The sequence below is a fragment of the Pseudomonas sp. 21LCFQ02 genome, assembly GCF_024129895.2.
Lineage (GTDB): Bacteria > Pseudomonadota > Gammaproteobacteria > Pseudomonadales > Pseudomonadaceae > Aquipseudomonas.
The window spans coordinates 77,913-98,975 of record NZ_JAMYEA020000002.1; the positions used below are offsets into that span (position 1 = coordinate 77,913).

Here is a 21,063-nt window from a genome sequence, read left to right on the forward strand (position 1 = left end):
CATGGAAAACTTTTCCAGCCTCGATAGTAGGGTTTATGGAAACCTGACAGAATCCTGAGAGTTTTTTGATGTGTCAGTCACGCGACACGCCTTTCTCCCGCATCAGGTGTCTACCTTGGCTACCTTGACAAATTCTCAGAAAATCGCCGGTTTATATATCGCTCTGTTCAGCCGTGCGCCCGACGCTGGTGGCTTCGACTATTGGATGCAGACATTGGAGGACGGCGCCACGCCCTTGGCCGTGGCACAGAGCATGCTGCGTGCACCCGAAGCTGTCGGCATCCAGCCAACAGCGCAGACCAACGTGCAGTTCGTGACCAGTTTCTACACGAATGTTTTGGGTCGTACCCCTGATACCGGGGGCCTGAGCTATTGGTCGAACACGCTGGAGGCTCTGGGTGGTGCCGCAAGCGCCGACGCTCGTGCCGCGCTGGTACAACAGATCATCGATGCACTGACGACGCCGCTGACAAGTCAGCCCCCTGATGTGAGCAACTCCGACTACCAACTTGCGCTCGCGGACCAAGTTTTGTTCACCAATAAGATCGCACTCGGTCAGTTTTTCGCCGAAGAGCTTCGCAGCAACGATGTATCCATGGCCAAGGCGGCGCTGGCCTTAGTGACTGTCAGCCAGGCGTCGCTTCAGGTTGCGATGAACTTTGCGCAGGGTCTTTTGCAGCCAACGCCATCTACCACACCTCCACCCCCCTCTATTACCGCCGCAGATACCGCAGCGGACGTCGCACGTAAGTTCGCGTCTTACACGGGGGACTCCGCTACTGTGGATGCCTTGGGCATGTCTGTCGCTCAGCTGGAGGCGGTCGCCAACGTCATAAACAAGATTGCTCATCTGAGCAACCTTACTCTGGTGCTGGCTGACGTGTCGGATGTCACCGTCATTGCCTTGTTGTCGAAGGCGGTGCCGGAGTCGGTCGTCGTCAACGCGACCTCCGCCACGATTAACGAACTGCGCGCTTTGTCCCAGTACACCGATAACATTTCTACCGGGGGCGTCACTGGTACTTTTGTATTGACTCACGCATTAACCAGCGCCGAGATCGGTACCCTGCTCAGCGATAAAAATACTGCAAGTATCAGCATTACCGTCGATGCAGACAACATGACAGCCGACCAGCTCAATGTCGTTGTAACTGCCATCGACAAAGTAGCCAGCATCGTCAATTCCAGTCTGGACCTCGATACACTGGATGACACAGAGACCGCTGCATTGCTTGGGAAGGTCAGCGCTAATTCGGCAAAGGTCGATGCAACAGGTGCATCATCGGCAGTCACGACGGTGTTATTAGACAATCTTGCCAAGGTGATGGACGGCGGCCTCAACGGTACGCTAAACCTGAGCCTGGCGCAGTTCGAAGCTGTTGATAAGAGCGTGTTGCAGAACAAGCTTGCTTCAGCGCCTGAGCCGGCGCTGCATATCACGGGTACCCACGCCAGCGAGAACATCGACTTGAGCGGTTGGTCTGGCTCGCTGATGGTCAACGGCGGCGGCGGGGCGGACCACATTACCCTTGGGTCAGGACCGCAGACGCTATTCATTGGTGCCCGGGACGAAAGCCGTAGCAGCCCCAGCGCCAGCGATACTGACACACGCAACATCGAGACGATCAGCAATTACCAGGCAGGCGATCTCATCCGTTTTTCGACCCAGGCCAATGCATTCGGCAACGGTATCACGCTTCAGGAAGGCCCGGTCGGGCTCGTCGGAGCGTTCACAAATGCCGTTGATATTCAAACGCTGGGCGACATTCTGAGTATCGTCAACGCTGTAAAGAGTTTCATCACGAACGAACCCGAATCGACAAGCATTGCGCCCAAGATCTTCGTCGTCCACTCCTACGTCTACAATGCAGGAGTTACGCCTGGCGGCTTGGCCAATAAGACATTCTTCATCCTGAATGACGACAACCCCGAAATAAACCTGGACGATACGATCATCGCGTTTGAGAGTCTTATCAACACAGTCCCAATGGGAGTGGCTACATTCGATGCAGGGTTATGGTCTGCCTAGGCTCTATGAACCTCATATTCAAAGCGTTAACCTGATCTTCGGTACTGTGCTCCTGGTATCTCTGGAGCCAGCACCTCATGATGCGATCCGATGCCGGAGCGGCTGCCGCACGCCTCGTCAGTAGTAGGCCGCGAAGCACTACTGGCGAGCCATGATCGAGCTGCGCGATGCAGGCCAGAATGATCCGTTGCTCGGCGACTGACAGCGTGTAAGACGCCTCGATGAGCGCGTTGGATTTACAGATTTCTTGGTAGGCCATTTTCATAGGTTCGGGGGCAAGAGTGTCATGTGCTGCTGGCGCTCCTGACGCTTGCTACGCGGGTGGCCCAAGCGCTGCTCGATGATGTTCTGACGCATCGATCTGGCTTTCATGTTTTTGATCCACTGCGGGCCAGGATAGAGAGTCACGCGATAATCAATCGGCACCGGGCGGCCACGACCACGAACTAACGGGAACATATCCTCGATCGTAAAGCGGGTCAGGTACTGATCTGCCTGCATCCGCTCCAGCTCCTTCCTGATCGCCTGCATGCTGCCCGCCAGCCGAATGTGGCTCAAACCAGCAGCGATCATTTTCATTTCCTGGACGGTGAATTGATAAGGCTTTCTTCCTGAAGCCTCAATGCAATGAATCCGGCGCAGTAATGCAGCACCCACCGGGCTGTAATGCTTCAAGCTATCCAGTCATGAAACACAGAATAGAAGCCTTGCGATTTTCTGGTTTGAATCAGGGCGATGCGACGAGCGTGCGAATTGGGCGGCATGGTGGATCTCGTGCTGGCACGTTCGGCGGGATGGGAAGGATTGCCATGGTAAGGATGATGGCAAATTAGAAAAATCAGAAAGTTGACTTTTTATTTATAGAAAGCTGGATTTCAAATTAGGCCTTTTTCTAAAGGCATGTAGGATGTTTCTGATTTTCTAAGTAATTTATGATTTGACGTAAACATTCAGTCGGTTCAGCGCGTCGGCCAGACTCTCACCCTTGTGTGCCATACGACTGAGTTTGTAATTAGAAACGCCCACGCGCTTTGCTGGTTTTTCTTCAACAGGATCGGGGGTTGGCGTCTCAGGGCCAGGCTCAGCAGCGGGCACGCGCTTATGACCGATGATGAAGTTCAGATGCGTGATTTTGCGGCAACTGCGTTTGAGCTCGTAACGCACCTGCAACGGGCTGTGCTCATTCATCTGGTTCACGGCGGGCTCAATCACGTACCGGCGCAGGTCAGCCATCAAGGCGTACTTGTCGTTCAGTTGGAGCCATTTGCGCAGATCCACGAGGGCGATCTCTCTGGAGCCGATGTTCGTGTACTGGATCAGCATCTCGAACAGCCTGATGCTGTAAATGCTGGTCATCTTGGCCACATCGGACAGGTTGTAGCGAGTGAACTGCTCTTTGAGCTCGGTCAGGAACGGCAGCATATCCTTGTTGAACCGAAGGTTGATGACGCCCTCTTGCTCGTTGTAGACGATGCTCTGCACCCAGCTGGCCTCAAGGGTCTTAGGCTTGCGCCCCCCGCCATTTGGCTCAAGTTCAATTTTTACACTGCGCTGACGCAGCTTGCGCGACGCTTCGAGAAGCTCCTTGTAGATGGACTTGCTGTCGGAGCCGATCGCTTTGGCGATAGTGGCAACCGGGACGCTGTACATCACCTCATCGGTAATCGGTGAGCCGCGATCAACCTGAGCGATACAGGCCAGGATGATCCTTTGCTCAGCGACTGACAGCGTATAAGACGCCTCAATGAGTGCGTTGGATTTGTAGATTTTTTCGTGGGCCATGATCGTAATATGGAAATGCACTAGATGCTTTTCATCGTCGCCCTGAATCACACCACATTACAACCCTGAATCGCACCACATTACACCCTGAATCCCTCCATATCCCACCCTGAATCGCACCACATCTCACCCTGAATCCTTCCACATAAAAAAGCTGGAGGCCACGTAAATCAAGGCCTGTAGAGTACCTAAAAGCTTTAAAAGATTTAAAAGATTAAAAAAAAGAAAAAAGGGATTGAGCTGAAAATTAGCGTGTCTGGACAAGGATCAGGTCTGAATGCGGTATCCGCAGTCACCCTGAATCACACCACATTTCGATGCGTTTCGTTATGCGACGGCCTACCGGAGAAATTGGATCAAACAGAAACCCATGTGCTATCGCCTATTTTTCATCCCTGACTATGTGGCAAAGACGATTTACAAAGGCTTAGGCCTGAATGGACAAATGACCTTGGCCCCACCCTGAATCCTTCCACATTACGCGTAGGAACATTCTCAACTCTGGGTAGGAGTGGGCCAAAGCATACTTCTCCTCCGGCTCCCTGAGCATCGCATCCGTGCGGATACGGAACGCTGTCGGCTTGCCCAACCCCTGAAAAATCCAGTCAAACCCTGACCCGCTCCAAACCGCAATCTGCCGATAAGGTCAGCCTCCACCTTCAGGAGGCACTGATCATGTCGGATAAGGCTCATGCACACAGCCTGCGCAAAGGACGGTTTTCCGGGCTCGGGCATGCCTACATGATCACTACCACTGTGGATGACCGGATACCGGTGTTCAGTGACTGGCGTGTGGGGCGCCTGCTGGTCGCTGAGCTGCGCCAGGCACAAGCCCTTGGGTTGGCCGATAGCCTGGCTTGGGTGGTGATGCCGGATCATCTGCACTGGTTGCTGGTGCTGCGTGAAGGCTCACTGGCTCAGGTGGTGCAGCGGGTCAAGTCGTGCAGTGCCATTGCGGTTAACAAGGCGCGTGGCAGCCAGGGGCAACTTTGGCAGGTTGGTTTTCACGATGCCGGCGTGCGGTCTGAGGATGACCTGGTGCGTCTGGCTCGTTACATCGTCGCCAATCCACTGCGGGCGGGGCTGGTTGAGCGGGTAGGGGATTATCCGCTGTGGGATGCGGTGTGGGTGTGATAGGGATCTGTAACGGGGTAGATCTGCTGTGACTGGACTGGCCCTTTCACGAGCGAGCTCGTTCCCACCGTATTTCAAGGCAGGATCGGGGTGATAGCCGCCGGATTTCAGGTCGGGATTGGGGGGGGCATTGCCGGATTTCAGATCAGGATCAAAGGTGGGAACGACCTTGGTCGTGAAGGCTTTTGGTCAGGCGGTACATAGGCTGTGACTGGTCTGGCCTCTTCACGAGCGAGCTCGTTCCCACCGTATTTCAAGGCAGGATCGGGGTGATAGCCGCCGGATTTCAGGTCAGCATTGGGGTGGGCATTACCGGATTTCAGATCAGGATCAAAGGTGGGAACGACCTTGGTCGTGAATGGGTTTTTGATCCCACTGTGTTTCAGGCCATGACTGGGATGGGTGTGAGTAATTGGTTGTTTTTCGGCCATGTCGCACGACGTTTCGGCCTGTTTCTGGCGGTGATTGCAAGACGCCGCTCTTTCTCTTGAAGGACATTTCCGAGAAAATCCGGACCGCTTGTGCCTGTGAACTTCGGCTACTACCCTCTCGCCGTCGCTGTAAATCCAGCGATCAGGTTTGGTAGACCTGATGTTCGTTGACGCAAGGCGCCTTATTCGTGAGGCGCTTTATCGGCCGCATGTTATGGCGGCCGTGCGTAAGGTGCCTTCGGGCACGCCGGGCGCCAACGACCGGTTCTACCAACTTGCGTGCGGCCGCCACCCGGCGTTTGGTAGCAATGGGTGACGGTTTTCTGAAATCCGTTGGAGCTTTGCCCATGAAAAAAATCGTCCCTGATCCACCCCCTGATTTCCCCCTCACCAATCTCGAATGCCGCGTGGCGCATGCTGTGGAGTTGTTGCGTTGTGCCACGGCCACGGCCTATGAGAGCGCGGATAACCTGCAAGGCCCGGCGCGTCATCTGGCCATGGCTTCGATGCACCTGATTACCCAGGCGCATCTGGTATTGGACCAGGTCCTGGACCAGTGGCCTGCAGCATGTCGCGACGTCGAGAAGGAGGGGCTGCCGGCCTGACAGCTTCAGGCCAACCTTGTGCCTCGTGGGCCCCGCCGTCTGAACAGGCGGCGGGGTTTGGTCGGGTTACTCGATCGGCTGGCCGACCAGGGTAATCGCGACGCCCGGCGAGCCAATGGAGTTGGCATCTGCTGTTTGGGCATAGCCACCCAAGGCATCGGCTTTGGCGTAGGTGTAACGGGGTTCAGCGGTCGAAGTCTGGTCCCAGACCGCCGAGTAACCTTCCTTGGAGCCGCCGAAGGCCACACCGGCATGGCTGGAAGCCTTGACCGTGCCGCTGCTGATCGCAGACGTGGCAATGCTCGTTCCGTCAGCATCGAATGCCGCCGTGCCGTAGTTGAACGCCGTCGCTACGTTGCCGTTCTGGTCGTAGATCACCACGCCGTCTGCCTTGCCCAGGCCAGGGCCATCCACGTTGATGAAATTGCTGCTGCCCGTCAGCCCCCAGGCCGTCAGGAATGCATCGAACCCCGCGTCCTTGACCGAGGCGATCACCAGGGTCTGGCCCGCTTCGATCTGCAGGTCGCTGCCCAGCGAAACCGCCTTGGCGAAGGTCTTGTCACCCGAGTCGGTGAATTTCCAGTTGGACAGGTCGATCGTGCTGGAGCCGTAGTTGTACAGCTCGATGAAATCACCGCCCGTGGCATTGGAGTTCACTTCGCTGATCAGCAGGTTGTAGTGCGGCACCTCGCCGGTCTTGAAGCTGATGCTCTGCGCGGCCAGCGCATTGTTGTAGTGGTCGAGCACCGCACCGCTCTGCAGCTCGACGCTGTACTGGGTGTTGGCGGTCAGTTTGGCGGTCGGGGTGATGACCAGTTTGTTGAAGTCGGTGGTGACGGTCGCGTCCAGAGGGCTGCCGTTGCCGTTCTTGAGCACGATGCTGCCGCTGCCCAGCGCGATGCCTTCATCAAAGATCAGGGTGATGCTGGAGGTTTTTGCCGACACCTCGTTGCTGGCGTTTTCTGGTGTGCTTTTGACCAGGGTTGGGGCGCTGATGTCGGTGAGCGGTTGGCCCAGGGTCACCAGGTTGCCTTTGAATTGCTGGTCGGCCGGGTCGAGGTCTTTGGATACCTCTTTCTGGCCGTCCCACACGGTGTCGCCGTTGTCTTGCAGCAGCAGTACCTGAGTACCGGCCTTGATGCTGGCCGGCGAGGCGATGGACTCGAAGCTGCCGCCGGTGGCCTTGAGCAGGGCATCGAGGTTGTTGTCCAGTTGCACCGGTTGATGAGTGCTGTCGCCATCCCAGGTGAACAGCCGGAAATCGTGGGTCACCTCGGCACTGGCGGTGCCCGAGGGTCCGGCGATGATCAGGTAGCCGCTGCCATCGGCCGCTTTGTCGATCGAACGAATACCACGCCCGCCCAGGTTCAGTTCGATGGCGGTAAAGGTCGGGGTCACGCTGTTATCGGCCAGAACCTGCTGGTAATTGTTCACGGCGATGATCAGCGCTTTGTCGCGCAGGCCGGTGTCCAGCTGGGGCGCCCGGAAACCCAGCCACAGGGCGCTGTTGTCCTGGGAGGTGGTCATGCCTTCAATGGAAAAGCCGTTGGTGTTCTCCGGCGCGATACCGGCGCCTGCCGAGTTGGCGAAGCCGTAGTAGCCCGCAGGCTGGCCATTGGTGCCGGCGGCATCCCAGGCGCTCAAGGCGGCCACCAGACCGGTGTATTTATCGCTGGTCACTGTGAAGCTCGGCTTGCCGTCGACGCTGGTGATTTTCAGGCTGGTCAGCACTTCCCGGCCCGCGGCTTCTTCGCCTCGTTTGTTGTTGCTGTGCGAGCCGGTCAGGTACAGGGTGTCGCCAACCAGGGTCATGGCTTCGAAGTCCATCTCGCCCGAGAGTCCCAGCGCTGAGCCGTAGTCGAATTCGCTGACTGCCACGCCGCCGCTCTTTTCGTAGACCCGCACGACGTTGGCTTCGTCATCGCCGACGATGATGTAGTTGCCCCAACTGATGACCCCGGACGCATCGGACGAACCAAAGGTGCTGTCGGCCATGGGCTTGAAGGTCAATTCGGTCGGCTGTGGCGTTGTGGGAGTGGTCGGCGTGGTTGGCGTCGGGGTGACCGGGTCGCCATTGCTGATCAGGTTGCCGGCCAGGTTATTGATCAGTTCAACCGTGCTTAACGAACCTTTGGATTGCAGGGCGGTGGTGAGTTCAGTGGTGGTCGGTGAGCGGCCGAATACGCCTTGATAGGCCAATACGACTTGGGCTTTGTCGCCAGTGACGCTTTGCCCTTCAGGCGAGGCCGTGAAGGATGCCAGCAGGTTGAGCGGGCTGCTGCCGTTGGCCATTTGTTCGACCCAGTAAGCCAGGCCGCCAGCATCTGGCGCGCGGCCCAGGGTGTTCTGGTACAGGGCGGTAATGAACTGCGTGGGCGACCCGGCTGACACCGTGGCGAATTCGCTGGACTGGGTAAATGCCTGGGTGACGTCAGCCAGCGACATGCCACTTTGCACCTGTGCGACCCAGTACTGCAGGCCGCCGGTGTCCGGGGTGCGGCCAAAAGCGGCCTGATACAGGGCGATGATTGGCTGTACCGTGCTGACGGCTTCAGTTGAGGTGGTGAAGCTGCTTACCACGTCTGAAAGCTTCAAGCCTGCTTCCACCTGTGCAACCCAATAGGCGAGCCCGCCGGCATCGGGTTCACGGCCAAGAATGTTCTTGTAATAGGAAGTGATCGATTCGGAGGTGGTGGCCATGGGGTCTGCACTCGGTATCAAAATGGATACGCGACCCTAACAAGCCATTTTGACGAAACGGTTTCAGGGGACAGACACCTTGAAAAAACACTTGATAGTGCTCGAACTCAGCAAAATCCGCTGCTTTGTCAATTTGCCACAGACTGCCTCTGCCGATATGGTGTCGACTTTTTAAAATAAGTAACCGGTTCTTGCGGTGTTCACTGCAGGGCGCAAGGGGACCTGTTCTCCAAGACGTGTCCGGTTCACCCCATCAGGCATTTGCGTTATTCATGACATCCCCAGCTCAGCGTCAGGTCCATTACCCTTACATTGATGGCCTGCGCGCCATTGCTGTCATCGCGGTGATTCTCTACCACCTTAAGGACAGCTATCTGCCCGGTGGCTTTGCCGGGGTCGACGTGTTTTTCGTGATTTCGGGGTTTGTCGTTTCCAGCTCGATGGCGAACTTCCAGGGCCGCCACTTCTTTACCTTTGTCACCACCTTTTATGCCCGGCGGATGCGCCGGATTCTGCCGGCGCTGCTGTTTTGTGTGCTGGTCACCGGACTGGTGTCAGCGCTGTTCATTCCTGCGTCGTGGCTCAGTGACAGCAACGAAAAGACCGGCTTGTTCGCGCTATTTGGGCTGAGCAATTTCATTCTGGCCGACACCGGCAACGCTTACTTCTCGCCCAAGACTGACTTCAACCCGTTCACCCATACCTGGTCGCTGGGGGTCGAGGAGCAGTTCTACTTTGTGTTCCCGATCCTGTTCTTTGTCTGGGTGGCGTTTGCCCGACTGCGCTGGCTCTCGGTCGGGCTGTTCGTCGCCGGGCTGGTGGCTTCGCTGGTATGGGCCTGGGGGTTTGCCGCCGGGCGTGAGACGCAGATGTTTTACATGCTCGCACCGCGCTTCTGGGAGCTGGCCGCCGGGGTGTTGTGTTACCAGGCCATGGCCTACAGCGGGCGGGTGAACAGCCCGCGCCCGGCCACTGCATTGTCCAGTGCCGGGGTGCTGCTGGGGCTGGGGTTGATCGGCTATGCGCTGTGGGTGTCGCAACCGGCGCAATTTCCATTTCCAGGGGCGCTACCGGCTGTGGCCGGGCTGTTGTGCGTGCTGGTTTTCGGTCATGGTCGCCAGGGCGATCTGCTCACCGGTGCGCTCAGCCATTGGCTGCCGGTAGCCATCGGCAAGGTCTCCTATTCCCTTTACCTGTGGCACTGGCCGGTGTTTGTGCTGATGCGCTGGACGGTCGGTCTGGAGTCGTTGCCCTCGCAGTTGGCGGCGGTGTTGTTGAGCACGGTGCTGGCGGTGTTCTCCTACCGGATTATTGAAGTACCGCTGCGCCGTCGGCCGCTGCTCGACAGGTTACCCAATCTGGCGGTCATCAGTTTGGGCTTGCTGGCGCTGGCGGGTGCCTGGGGTGGGTACAAGTGGACGGTAAAGTCGCAACCGCAACTGACCCTGAACACCGTGTCGCAGCACCCGCTCGACTGGTATCCCTACAGCCGCCCGCACAGTGATGCAGCCCCGGGCTGTGTGGCTCAGGCCAGCGATAGCCTGGTGGCCGGCAATCGGGTGCTGAGCTACAGCCGTGGCGGTTGCGACCGGCCGGTGCAGTGGCCTTTCACGCTTTATGTGGTCGGTGATTCACATGCCATGGCCTACATTCCGATGCTCAGCAAGCTGGTGATGGACACCGGTGTGCAGGTGCGGCTGTATAACAATGGTGGTTGCCCGTTCATGAGCTTCCAGGCCATTCGTGAGAGCGAAGCATGCCGCGCCAACAGCCTGGCGGCGTTGCAGGACATCACCGGCAAGGTGCAGGCGGGCGATGTGTTATTCATGCCTTCACTGCGGTTGTCGCGATTTTCTGATCAATTCGAGCACTTTGCCCGCAGCAAGACCATGGCCGAGATGTTCGGCGAGCAGGCTGTCAGCGGCCGCCAGCGGCTCGAAGCCGAAGCCCCGCAATGGTTGGCTCCGTTGGCTGAAAAGGGAGTAAGGCTGGTGTTTGAGGCGCCCAAACCGATCTTTGAGATTCCACCGTTCCGCTGTGCCAACTGGTTTGATCACAACAACCCGATCTGCAGTTATGGGCGCAGTGTCAAAAGGGACGAGATGCAGACCTATCGCCAGCCGGTCACCGAGATACTCGGGCGGCTGGTCGGGCAGATGCCGGCGGTGAGTGTCTGGGACCCGCTGCCAGTGCTGTGCCCGGAGTCCGATTGCCAGGTCGAACGTGATGGCCGCCCGTTGTTCTACGACGCCGACCACGTCAGCGGCCACGGCAATATGCTATTGGCTCCGGATTTTGAGCAGTTCATCAACCGCCTGTAGGCGCGAGCTTGGTTGCGAAGGTTATGGGTCGGGCAATGCATGTGTTGTGTCTGGCCTGGCCCTTTCACGAGCTAGCTCGTTCCCACCGTATTTCAGATCAGAATTGAGGTGGGAACGACCTTGGTCGTGAAGTCTTTCAGACTTGTGCGCGCCAGTAGTCCAGCAGTTCTTGCAGGGTTTGCTGCAGCGGGATCTGCGGTTGCCAGCCGGTGCTCTGGGTCAGGGCGGTGCTGTTGCCGACGGCCATCGGGATGTCTGATGGACGCAAGCGTTCAGGATCCTGGGCAACCTGAATGTCGGCTTTGCTCAGTGCCAGCAATTGCTCTAGCACCTGGCTGATCTTCAGCGAACGACCGCTGGCGATGTTGATGCGCCGCGGGTAGTCCTTGTCGCTGTCGGCCAGCTTGAGCAACTCGATGTAGGCGCTGCACACGTCCTGTACATCCAGAAAATCCCGCGCCGCTTCCAGGTTACCGACCTTGAGTACCGGCTCCTGCTGGCCGGCTTCGATCAAGGCGATCTGTCGGGCAAAGGAGGCGGTGACGAAGTCTGGACTCTGCTGGGCGCCGATGTGGTTGAACGGTCGGGCAATCACGCCTTTGATGCCTTGGCGGAAGTACTCGGCAAAGGCACTTTCCGCCGCCACCTTGCTGGCCGCGTACGGGTTCAGTGGCTGGCACAGGGTGTGTTCGTCCACGGCCTGGCCGGACTTGAAGGCTGCGCCGTACACCTCAGACGAGCTGGAAAACAGCACGAAGGCTTGCGGCGCATGCAGGCGGATGGCTTCAAGCAGATGCATGCTGCCCATCACGTTGGTCTGCCAGGTGCCCAGTGGGTCCTTGAAGCTGGTCGGCACATGGGACACCGCGGCCAGGTGCACCACATGGCTGGGCCGGGCCTGTGCCACGGCTTGAGCCAATGCCTGTGCATCGCGAATGTCGCAGCCCAGGTGCTCATCGGCGCCATGGCCAGGCTGTGGTTCGCTACTGCTCAGGGCGATCACGTGGTAGCCGGCATCACGCAGGCGTTGGGTGAGGATCTTGCCAACGAAACCGTTAGCGCCCGTCAGTAGCAAGCGTGGCATCAAGTGTCACTCCTTGAGCAGAGGGTAGGCAGTCAAGCTGGGCCAGCCATTGTTGCAGCTCTGTTTTCAGCGCGTCGTGCTCGTAACGCTGCAGGTTGCGATGGCCGGCGGCGATGATTTTTTCGCGCAGTCCCGGCTCGGTATTGAGCAGGTTACTGGCCGAGGCGAATACCAGAGGGTCGTCGCTGTCGAGCAGCAGGCCGCCTTCACCGAGGGTGGCCGGGATATTGGAGCGCGCCTGTGTGACCACTGGAAGCGAGGCATAGTTCGCTTCGAGCAACGGCATGCAGAAGCCTTCATGGGCACTGGCACACCAGTACTGATGGGCGTTGTGGTACATCCAGTGCAGTTCGGCGTCGGAGCATTTACCGGCCAGGATGACTTCGTCCTTCAGGCCCAGGTCATCAATGTAGAACTGCAAGGCGGTGGCGTAATCGGCGCTGGTGGTGCCGCCGACCAGCATCAGCCGTTGTGGTGGCTGCTCGATGCCGCTTTGCGCCTGCAGCTTGCGTAGGTGGTAGTAGGCCTCGATCAGCAGGTACTGGCGCTTGTTCTCGGCCAGACGACCGATCGCCAGATAGAAGATCGTGCCTTCAGGCAGGTCGGCCATGAATGCCGGCTGTTGCTGTTCGCCTTCCAGGCGGCGGGTGTCGACCAGCAATGGCAGCGTTTTGGTATTGGTGTAGCCCTTTTCGATCAACTCGCGCTCGTTGAGCGGCGAGTCGGCCAGCGCGTAAGGGAAGAACTCGCGCCACTCTTCAAGCTGGCGCAGCCCCAGCAGGGCGTACTGTTGCAGCCAGCTGTCTGGCGGAAAGAATTCCGGTGGCGTGATGTTGTGGTACACCAGCGCTTTTGGGCAGTCCTGTTCGTACAGCCACTGGGCGTAGTCGTGGCCCATCGAGTGGTGGTACAGCAGCAACGAACAGCCTTCTGACTTGAAGGTTGTCGCCGGCAGCGCCTTGCCGGTCATCGACTCGGGGATGTAATGGCAGTAAATGTCCGAGTCATAGCCCAGTTCGCGCAGCAGGCTCTGGGTGAACAGCAACCCGTTGGTTACGCCGTCGCCGGCCGCCACGCTGGGCGTGAGCTGGTCGATGCGCAGCCGGGTCATACCGCCCCCTTGATGGCAACCACGGAGTAGTCCTGCGGGCCGTAGAACAGGGCGTTGCAGCGCCGAGCCGTTTCGCTGTCTTCGTGGATGTGATGCTCTTCAGGGATCGGTTGCAGGCGATGGATCTGCACCTGGTCAAAGCCTTTGTACTGCACCAGAAATTCGGTGAATGCCGGTGGCAGGGGCGACAGGTGAGTCGGGTCCATCCAGAAGTAATGCGCGGCGGTGGCGAGGTTTTCCGGGTTCGGGGTCTCGAAAATGATCATGCCGCCTGGCGCCAGGACCCGCAGACACTCATCGAGCAGGACGTTGAACTGCTCGAAGGTCAGGTGTTCGATGACGTGGAAGGCGCTGACCGCGGCCACGCTGTTTTCCGGCTGGTTGGCCAGCCACACCAGAGCGTCTTGCTGGTAAGCGGTCAGGCCTTGATCCTGGCAGGTCTGGACGTTCATCGAGTTGAGGTCGATGCCAATCCGCGCGCAGTGCTCAGGCAGTTGCTGCAGCCATTCACCACGGCCGCAACCGATGTCGACCAGCGGCAGGCCGGCCTTGAGCGGCTCGATACTGTCAATGATCGGCAGGTAATAGGACTGGCGCTCACGAATGGTCTCGGCATCGCCACGGAAGCGATTTTCAAAGGCCAGGTAGAAGCTGTCGGGGATGCCGCTCTGATGTTGCGCCGGCGCGTCATTGGCGGCGGGCTGGGCAGGGGCCTGGCCCGCAGGCACGGTGGCCACCGGTGGACGTGGCTGGCGCTCGACCTGGTGCAGGCGGGCGCGCAATTCTTGCTGGACGCTTTTGGACTGTTGCAACTCATCCTTGAGCTGGGTGATCAGCTCGTTCTGCAGTTGCAGGGTCTGGCTTTGCTGCTGCAGGGCCAGGAAGTGCTCGTCGAGCGTTTTCTGCTGTTCTTTGAGGTACTTGTCTTGCTCTTGCTGGGCCACCATCCGCTCATGGAGCTGCTGGTGATAGACCGTGCTCTGGTGCCGGCTCTGGCGGGCCAGCAGGTCCAGGCGCGCCACGTAGTAGCGGTTGCGCTGTTCGGTTTGCAGCAGGCCGTAGGCGGTAAGAATCAGCTTGCCCAGTACCGGAATGCGGCGCAGGCGGTTTTTCAGGCGGGCGCGGCGCAGGCCGTGGACCTCGGCGTTATGGGCCACGCCTTCGGGGCTGTCACGCAGCTCGGCCAGGACTTCGAACTTGTCCCAGCCCGAGCGCAGCTTGTGCAGCGAGTGTTGCAGCTCGGCGGCTTCGGCCTTGCGGCCCAGCAGGGTCGGGTAGGCGGCGCGCACCAGAGCTTCATCTTCGAGCTGGACCAGTTGGCCCCAGCCATAGGGACGGTCAGCCATCCCGGCAGGGGACGGATCAAAGGCCGGCAGCGCCTTGGTGTCCTTGTTGAGCTTGTAACGCTCGACCTCGTCCTCGATGCGGCGGTTGAGTTCCTGGAAGTCGAGGTCGGGGTTATTGGGTATTAGCATTACTTAGCGTTCCGTGAAATGTATCGGTTGAGGCCGGCTGTTCTTCCAGCGTTGCTGCCAGGTCACAAATGCCGCCAAAGAAGGTCCCGGTGATGCCCGCTACTTCAAAAACGACGGCGTTGTCGTGCCAGTGGTAGCAATTGACCGTGTGGTCGGCCCCGTCATGCAGTGCCAGGGTAATGGTGTACTTGCCCGGCGCCAGGCGCATCGGGAAGCTGTAACGCAAGGTCTTGCGTTCACCGGCGCGCATGGCGATGGGGTGGTTCAGGTAGTGGCTGTTGGTGCCGAACACATCCTGACCGAAGCGATCGCGGACCATCAGCCCCAAGGCTACGTCCGGCAGATCTTCAGTGGCCGCGATTGTCACGTCCAGCGTGCCGGTGTCGCCACTGGCCAGAATGGTGCCTTGCGAGTGCAGGCCCTTGAACACCACGTTTTCCATGGTGGCCTGACGTGTGCCGTAGCCGTTGCGTTCTACCTCAAGACGTTCTTTGTAATCGTCGTCGTCGGCACCGAGCAACTGGTTATAGACGTTGACCGCATCCTCCGGGTTGCCATCAGCGACCACCTTGCCTTCGCTGAGCACGATGGCGCGATCGCAGATCATCTTCACCGCGTTGAGGTCATGGGAAACAAAGATGATCGAGCCGCCGTTGGCCCGGAATTCCTTGATACGGCGCATGCACTTCTGCTGGAAGTGACCGTCGCCCACCGACAGGGCTTCGTCGATCAGGAAGGTTTCCGGGTCGGCGTGAATGGCGATAGAGAACGCCAGACGCATGTTCATGCCCGAGGAGTAGGTGCGGATCGGCTCATGGATGAACTGGCCCAGTTCGGAGAACTCGACGATGGCCTGGCGGCGCTCTTCGATCTGCTCGCGGGTCATGCCCAGCAACAGGCCGTTACCGACAATGTTCTGCATGCCGCTGAGGTTGGGGTCGAAACCGGTACCCAGCTCCAGCAGGCCGGTGACCCGGCCGCTGAGGCGGATCTGACCGGCGTCGGGCAGCAATACGCCGTTGAGCATTTTCAGCAGGGTCGATTTACCGGCGCCGTTGCGCCCCAGAATGCCCAAGGTCTCACCTTTGGCCACCGTGAACGAAATACCGTCCAGCGCCCTGTGGGTACGGTGGAAACTGCGGCGCAGGACGATTTCCTTCAGTCTGTGCCAGGGTCTGTTATAGAGCTTGAACTCCTTGCAGACGTTTTCCACTTCAAGCATGCATGCAACTCTTTAATTAGGGGATTCATTCCTGGTTGACCGGATTGCCAGTACAACGCATGGGGAAATTGGATCAGGGGCGCGCAGACTAACCCAAACGGGTGGCAGCTTCATTAGGCCATGATCGTGTTTTTGCAATTGCGACAGTGTAACAGGACAAGGTGCTGTTCCGGCCGCTGCTGATCGTGAGCGTTAAAGCAAAACCGGGGGGTAAGACCACAGTCTTGCCCCCCGGTTTCATAAGCCCCTATCCGTTATCAAGTTGGCCCCCACCTCAATCCTGCCTTGAAATACGGTGGGAACGAGCTAGCTCGTGAAGAGGCCAAGCCAGGCAAAACATACTGTCTGGCCTACAACGGTTCGATACTCAGACGGTTCAGGCCGATCCCCAGCAGGCGGGTGTCTTCGGCAATACCCAGTTGTTTCGGCGAACGGGCTTCAGGCACTTCGATGGTCAGGGTATGCGAGCCGGAAGGGTTGTCGATTTCAAACACCTTGTGCTCATCAATGGCGCCCACTTCAAAGGGGATTCGTTGCTCGCCTACCTGCAGCACAAACGACTTGCCGACGTTGGGGCCGAAGGCATGGGCAATCAGGTCCAGTTTGAAACGTGCCGGCAATGGCCGCATGAACTCCAGGGTGACCTCATCGGCTGCGGACCAGGTGCCCCAGGACTCTGCTGTCGACAGCCCTTGAGTGCTGCTGATGATGCCCGCCCAACTGCCGGCTGAGAAATTCAGGGCAATTGGCCCGCCCACGCGCGCCAGGGTAAAGCCCGACATCGGGAGTTTGACCGAATGCTTGCCAATAACAGGGTTGGCGCCGACCACCAGCACCCAGTCCTTGTCTGGCGGCATGGACTGCATGTCGAAGGCTGCCCCCGGTTCGATGCCCCGCACCCAGGTGCGTGGGTGATCCATATAGAACATCGAGCGAAAGGCCGCCCCCAGATCTGCATTGACGATCAGCAACCGGCCACGTTCTTCGGCACTCAAGTATTGACGGGTGAACTCGCCAGCGCGGTCAGCGGCGTCCGGCAGCAGTGCCTGACGCTGGGTCAGGGTGGCGTTGACCGAGGTGATGACCACGGCCAATGGCATGAATACATAAAGAAAAACGCGCCCGGCAGCCTGAACCGAGTACACCCACAGGGCGATGCACAGCACTGACAGGACGCCCAGTACATGGAACGCGCCTTTCTTTTCTGTGAAGCCGCGCAGCTCCGGGCTGTCGGTGTAATACGGCGTGTAGGGCAGCATATGGGTATAGAGCGCATACAACGCCGGCAGGCCGACAATCAGGGCCAGCAGGGCACGCCATTTGCGCGGGATTTGCACCGGGAAATGCGCTTGCGCAAGCACCAGGATCAGCAGCAAGGCAAAGGCGAAGTCGTAATAGCGCATATGCAGCCTGGATACGCTTTCAAAAGGTCCGGACCCCGAAACCGACGCGCTGAACAGCGCCACCACGGCGATCAGGTTGCCCAGCACCAGCGTGGTGAACAGGGCAATGTTGCGGTGATCGCCGGCCGGGACCTTGTTCAACAGCGCCTTGACGACTACGCCTACGGTGATGGCCATGGGCAGGCCAAGCATCAGACACATGGCCAGCAGGTGCCCCTGGACACTGCTCAGCGCGCGCAGCAGCAGATCGATGTGCGAGCGGCCCGGGGTGGTCGTGGAGTCGACGATTTCACCGTAGGAGGTGCCAAACAGAGTCAGGCCGGCGCTGCCGGCCAGCAGATAGCTGATCAGAAATTTGGCCAGCGCAGCAGTGACGGCAAAGGCCGCCAGGTTGCGCAAGGCCAGGCGCAGCCCGTGCTGCGGGGCGGTGATGCTCAAATAACCGATGTACACCAGCATCGCAGGGGCAAACAGCAGCGAGTGTGGCTTGATCAGCGCCGTGCAGCCGAACACCAGGCCGACCAGCAGCCAGTCGCCCATGGCCTCAAGACGGGCCCGCAGGACAACCCACACCAGCAGCCAGAAACCGAAGAAATACAGCGCCTCCGGCATGTAGTGGGCGGTATAGAGATTGATGGGTCCCAGCAGTGTCAGGCCCGTGACCCAGGCGGCTGGCAGTGGGTTGGCGATCTTTCGGGCAACCAGATAGATGAACGGCGCCGCCCCGACAAAGAACAGCGCGTTGAAGATCCGTGCGCAACTCAGGAAGTCGACACCGCAGTGGCTGGTAAAGCGATAAATCGCCAGGTACAGATAGCCTGGAATCTTCGAGTCGGAGAAGGGAATCAGGCGTGAATACAGCGAGTAGGTGTACTCATCGCCAAAGATGCGCGGATAAAGACCGCTGTTCTTGAGCAGCAGAAAAATGAAGAACGCGACAGCCAGAAATACCAGCGTGCCGATCAGCCGTGGACTTCCTTGTTGTTTGATATGCATCTGTACCTCGGACGTTATGTCTGTCCAATGCTGTTTGGTTAGCAGTAGGAGCGGGCTTGCTCGCGGCCACTGGAGCTTTGTCGGGCAGTCAAGGCCGGTGCGGTCTACTGAAACACCGATACCCAGACACCGACGGCGATGATCAAAGCGCCGGCGAAGGTGTTCCAGTTCAGGCTTTCACCCAAAAAGAAATGCGCCAGGATCGGTACGATGAAAAAAGCCATGGCCATGAACGGGTAGGCCAGGTTCAAGGGCGTGTGCTTGAGCGCCATCAGCCACAGCACCGTGGCCCCGGCATACACCACCAGGGCGATGATCAATTTGATATTGAACGCCGCATCCCACAGCCCGGCCAACGTGAACTCCAAGGTCGTGGAGGCCTGTTTGAACAGGATCTGCCCGGTCGACAGGGCGATGACAGTCAGGGAAATAAACAGGATCTGGGACAGCGACATTCAAATGTCCTTCGCGGGCGCACGTGAGTATTTCGGGTGGATGGGGCGCTGTGGCACGGACGAAATGTCGTAGGCCAGAAATGCCAGAACCAGCTGGATACCGATGATGATCGGCATGGCCGAGAGCATGACCGTGCCCACCGGCGTCACGGTGCCTGAGCCCCACGAAGCGATCCAGTGATAACCGCCGAACAGGGTGCCGAACAGGACCATCAGCACGCCCACAGGCATCTCGATCGAGGCCAGCGACATGTCGCGCAGGTAGTAGTTGTAAAAGATGCGTTTGACGAAGTTGCGCGAGTGCTTGGCCAGGAACTCGCCGACGATCTTCGAGATCTTCAGGTTGCTTTCTTCATCCCCGTACTTGGCGTCCATGGGAATGTCTTCGACCACCGCGCGCAGGGTATTGAGCCGGAACAGCATGTCGGTCTCAAAGAAATAGCGGCGGCTGATCTTGCGAAACGGCAAGTGCCGGGCCACGTCACGATGAATGGCCGTATAGCCATTGGTGGGGTCGAACAGCCCCCAGTAACCGGACGAGATCTTGGTCATGAATGACAGCACAGCATTGCCGAACAGCCGGATCTTGGGCATGGCGCTGATTTCTTCAAGGTCGTAGAAACGGTTGCCCTTGGTGTAATCGGCCTCACCGTCAATGATCGGCTTGACGAAGTTGCCGATCAGGCTGGGGTCCATCTGCCCGTCGCCGTCGATCTTGACGATGATGTCCATGCCGGCGTCGATGGCCGCCTGGTAGCCGGTCATCACGGCGCCGCCAACACCCTGGTTTTGCTCATGGCGAACAACCGTGACGCGTTCGTCCTGGACATTGGCCGTCACGAAATCACCGCTATGGTCCGGGCAGCAGTCATCGACGACGAAGATGGCCGTCACCTCCGGGCCTATGCTGCTGATGACTCCCAGGATCTGGTTGCGGACCTTATAGCTGGGAATGACGACTGCAATTTTCTGGCCTCGGTACATCGTGACTTCCTGTAAACGTCCCTGGGCATGAGAGGGGAGGGATCGGTTGGTTTCAACCGCAAGCGTGCACGCAGCACACCGGGTCGGTCGCAGCAAAACAGGCGCAAATAGATTGCGTAGCATTTTGATACGAGTAATCAGGGCGGCGATGCTATCAGAAAGCGCCAAGCCGTTTGCGGATTTTCGGCACGGCATGCAAGGCCGCCAGCCTTGCGCTGACGGCCTCGTCCACGGCCGTGATCAACCGGCTTTCTTTTGCGAGATGCTGTAGAAAATGTCGCCCGGCAGCCGGTTCAGGATCGGCAACGACAACGCCACGCAGGTATAGATGAAGGCTCTGCTGAAGCGGCCCAGATCGCCGGTGTAGGAGATGCGCGCGTGCAGCCCGTCCAGGCTCAGGGTTGGCAGCTTGCCGTCCGTCATGGTCACGAAGTCATGGCGGGTAATCAACTGCTCCAGATTACGGCGGTTGAAGTAATGCACATGTGGGGACGGCAAGCCTTTTTGCCAGAGCCGTTCGAAGGGGTTGCGCAGCGACAGGCGCGCCAGCAGTTTCGACAGCCGGTAAAACACCCCGTCGCTGCTGGGCAGGTTGAGTACCAGCAAGCCGCCATCGTTCAAATGCCGGTGACATTGCTCGATGACCTGCGTGATGTCGGGAATGTGTTCAATGACATCGTTGAACACGATGACATCGAAGCGCTCGTGCGCGTCGAGAGCTTGCGGAAAATACCCCTGGCGCACTGGCAGGCCCTTGTGGCTGACAGCCTCGACCACAGCCTTGTCTGGCTCGATGCCCACAACCTCGAAGCTTTGCTGGGCCAGTTCCAGGAACCAGCCATGGGCACAGCCGACTTCCAGCAAACGACCGCTGGATCGTTTTGATTTGATGCGCTCAAGCAACGTGGTGAAGTTACTGACCCGCAAAGCGCGAAGCCCGTCCTCCCGGGCTTGCTCGTCGATCATCTCGTGGGCCGGGTCAGAATTGATGACCGGCTCCAGGGCGGCGCTTTCATAGCGGCAGGCAGGGCACTTGAGGTGCCAATCCTGAAGACCGGGCACCAGGCCAGCGTGACAAACGGGGCATTCCTTATTATTTGCAGTCATCCAGTGGTCCTTATCGACTGGCTGCGCGAGCCTTGGCAACAAAACCGCGCATCCTGAATACATCAGGGCATTAACCGTAGTCGACAAACACCGTTTCCACAAACCGCCCACCCCATAGCCTTCACGACCAAGGTCGCACCTACCCCGATTCCGGCTTGAAACAAGGTGGGAACGAGCTAGCTCGTGAAGAAGCCAGACCAGACACAACCCATGCATCGCCCGCC

The 21,063-nt window shown here is 58.7% G+C and carries 17 protein-coding genes; 4 read left to right on the forward strand and 13 right to left on the reverse strand.

Annotated elements, in window-relative coordinates; genetic code table 11:
• The first annotated feature begins 115 nt into the window (after positions 1-115).
• Positions 116-2,029 carry a DUF4214 domain-containing protein gene (locus tag NJC40_RS28430; protein WP_253142611.1) on the forward strand — a complete coding sequence of 638 codons (1,914 nt, stop codon included), beginning with the start codon at positions 116-118 and terminating at the stop codon, positions 2,027-2,029.
• Here the strand turns inward: NJC40_RS28430 and NJC40_RS28435 are convergent.
• The 3 genes from NJC40_RS28435 to NJC40_RS28445 all read right to left on the reverse strand — a co-directional run bounded on the left by NJC40_RS28435 (position 1,998) and on the right by NJC40_RS28445 (position 3,862).
• A complete protein-coding gene (locus NJC40_RS28435) occupies positions 1,998-2,294 on the reverse strand; it encodes a RepB family plasmid replication initiator protein (RefSeq protein WP_363321698.1) in 297 nt (98 codons plus the stop codon). The genes NJC40_RS28430 and NJC40_RS28435 overlap by 32 nt on opposite strands.
• On the reverse strand, positions 2,291-2,704 hold the full coding sequence (locus NJC40_RS28440) for a hypothetical protein (RefSeq protein ID WP_253142613.1): 414 nt from the start codon (positions 2,702-2,704) through the stop codon (positions 2,291-2,293). The genes NJC40_RS28435 and NJC40_RS28440 overlap by 4 nt, the downstream gene beginning before the upstream one ends.
• 255 nt (positions 2,705-2,959) lie before the next feature.
• Positions 2,960-3,862, reverse strand: coding sequence for a replication initiation protein (locus NJC40_RS28445; protein ID WP_253142614.1), 903 nt, complete (start codon positions 3,860-3,862; stop codon positions 2,960-2,962).
• A 624-nt stretch (positions 3,863-4,486) separates the two neighbouring features.
• Here NJC40_RS28445 and NJC40_RS28450 point away from each other — a divergent pair.
• The gene (locus NJC40_RS28450) at positions 4,487-4,945 is read left to right on the forward strand and encodes an REP-associated tyrosine transposase (RefSeq protein ID WP_253142615.1); all 459 of its coding nucleotides are present in this window, start codon (positions 4,487-4,489) and stop codon (positions 4,943-4,945) included.
• 140 nt (positions 4,946-5,085) lie between these two features.
• Here NJC40_RS28450 and NJC40_RS28455 read toward each other — a convergent pair whose 3' ends face one another.
• Positions 5,086-5,376, reverse strand: coding sequence for a hypothetical protein (locus NJC40_RS28455; protein ID WP_253142616.1), 291 nt, complete (start codon positions 5,374-5,376; stop codon positions 5,086-5,088).
• A 347-nt stretch (positions 5,377-5,723) separates the two neighbouring features.
• Between NJC40_RS28455 and NJC40_RS28460 the strand changes: the two genes are divergently transcribed.
• Entirely contained in the window at positions 5,724-5,981 is a 258-nt protein-coding gene (locus NJC40_RS28460) for a DUF6124 family protein (protein WP_253142617.1), read from the forward strand.
• Between the two features lie 66 nt (positions 5,982-6,047).
• On the opposite strand, the gene NJC40_RS28465 is transcribed toward NJC40_RS28460, so the two are convergent.
• On the reverse strand, positions 6,048-8,681 hold the full coding sequence (locus NJC40_RS28465) for a DUF3616 domain-containing protein (protein WP_253142618.1): 2,634 nt from the start codon (positions 8,679-8,681) through the stop codon (positions 6,048-6,050).
• 272 nt (positions 8,682-8,953) lie between these two features.
• On the opposite strand from NJC40_RS28465, the gene NJC40_RS28470 reads away from it, so the two are divergent.
• Positions 8,954-11,002, forward strand: coding sequence for an acyltransferase family protein (locus tag NJC40_RS28470; RefSeq protein WP_253142619.1), 2,049 nt, complete (start codon positions 8,954-8,956; stop codon positions 11,000-11,002).
• 136 nt (positions 11,003-11,138) lie between these two features.
• Here NJC40_RS28470 and NJC40_RS28475 read toward each other — a convergent pair whose 3' ends face one another.
• The 8 genes from NJC40_RS28475 to NJC40_RS28510 form a co-directional block, all read right to left on the reverse strand.
• On the reverse strand, positions 11,139-12,086 hold the full coding sequence (locus tag NJC40_RS28475) for a GDP-mannose 4,6-dehydratase (RefSeq protein WP_253142620.1): 948 nt from the start codon (positions 12,084-12,086) through the stop codon (positions 11,139-11,141).
• Positions 12,058-13,197: a glycosyltransferase gene (locus NJC40_RS28480; protein WP_045492989.1), complete on the reverse strand. Its 1,140-nt coding sequence runs from the start codon at positions 13,195-13,197 to the stop codon at positions 12,058-12,060. Before NJC40_RS28480 ends, NJC40_RS28475 begins: the two co-directional genes overlap by 29 nt.
• A complete protein-coding gene (locus tag NJC40_RS28485; RefSeq protein ID WP_052483552.1) occupies positions 13,194-14,672 on the reverse strand; it encodes a methyltransferase domain-containing protein in 1,479 nt (492 codons plus the stop codon). The genes NJC40_RS28480 and NJC40_RS28485 overlap by 4 nt, the downstream gene beginning before the upstream one ends.
• Positions 14,656-15,894, reverse strand: a complete 1,239-nt coding sequence (locus NJC40_RS28490) for an ABC transporter ATP-binding protein (protein WP_253142621.1) — start codon at positions 15,892-15,894, stop codon at positions 14,656-14,658. The genes NJC40_RS28485 and NJC40_RS28490 overlap by 17 nt, the downstream gene beginning before the upstream one ends.
• A gap of 350 nt (positions 15,895-16,244) precedes the next feature.
• A complete protein-coding gene (locus tag NJC40_RS28495; protein ID WP_253142622.1) occupies positions 16,245-18,293 on the reverse strand; it encodes a DUF7024 domain-containing protein in 2,049 nt (682 codons plus the stop codon).
• Between the two features lie 104 nt (positions 18,294-18,397).
• Positions 18,398-18,748, reverse strand: coding sequence for an EamA family transporter (locus NJC40_RS28500; protein WP_045492974.1), 351 nt, complete (start codon positions 18,746-18,748; stop codon positions 18,398-18,400).
• A complete protein-coding gene (locus NJC40_RS28505) occupies positions 18,749-19,732 on the reverse strand; it encodes a glycosyltransferase family 2 protein (protein WP_045492972.1) in 984 nt (327 codons plus the stop codon).
• Positions 19,733-19,972: 240 nt separating this feature from the next.
• Positions 19,973-20,839, reverse strand: coding sequence for a class I SAM-dependent methyltransferase (locus NJC40_RS28510; protein ID WP_045492969.1), 867 nt, complete (start codon positions 20,837-20,839; stop codon positions 19,973-19,975).
• Positions 20,840-21,063 lie beyond the last annotated feature (224 nt).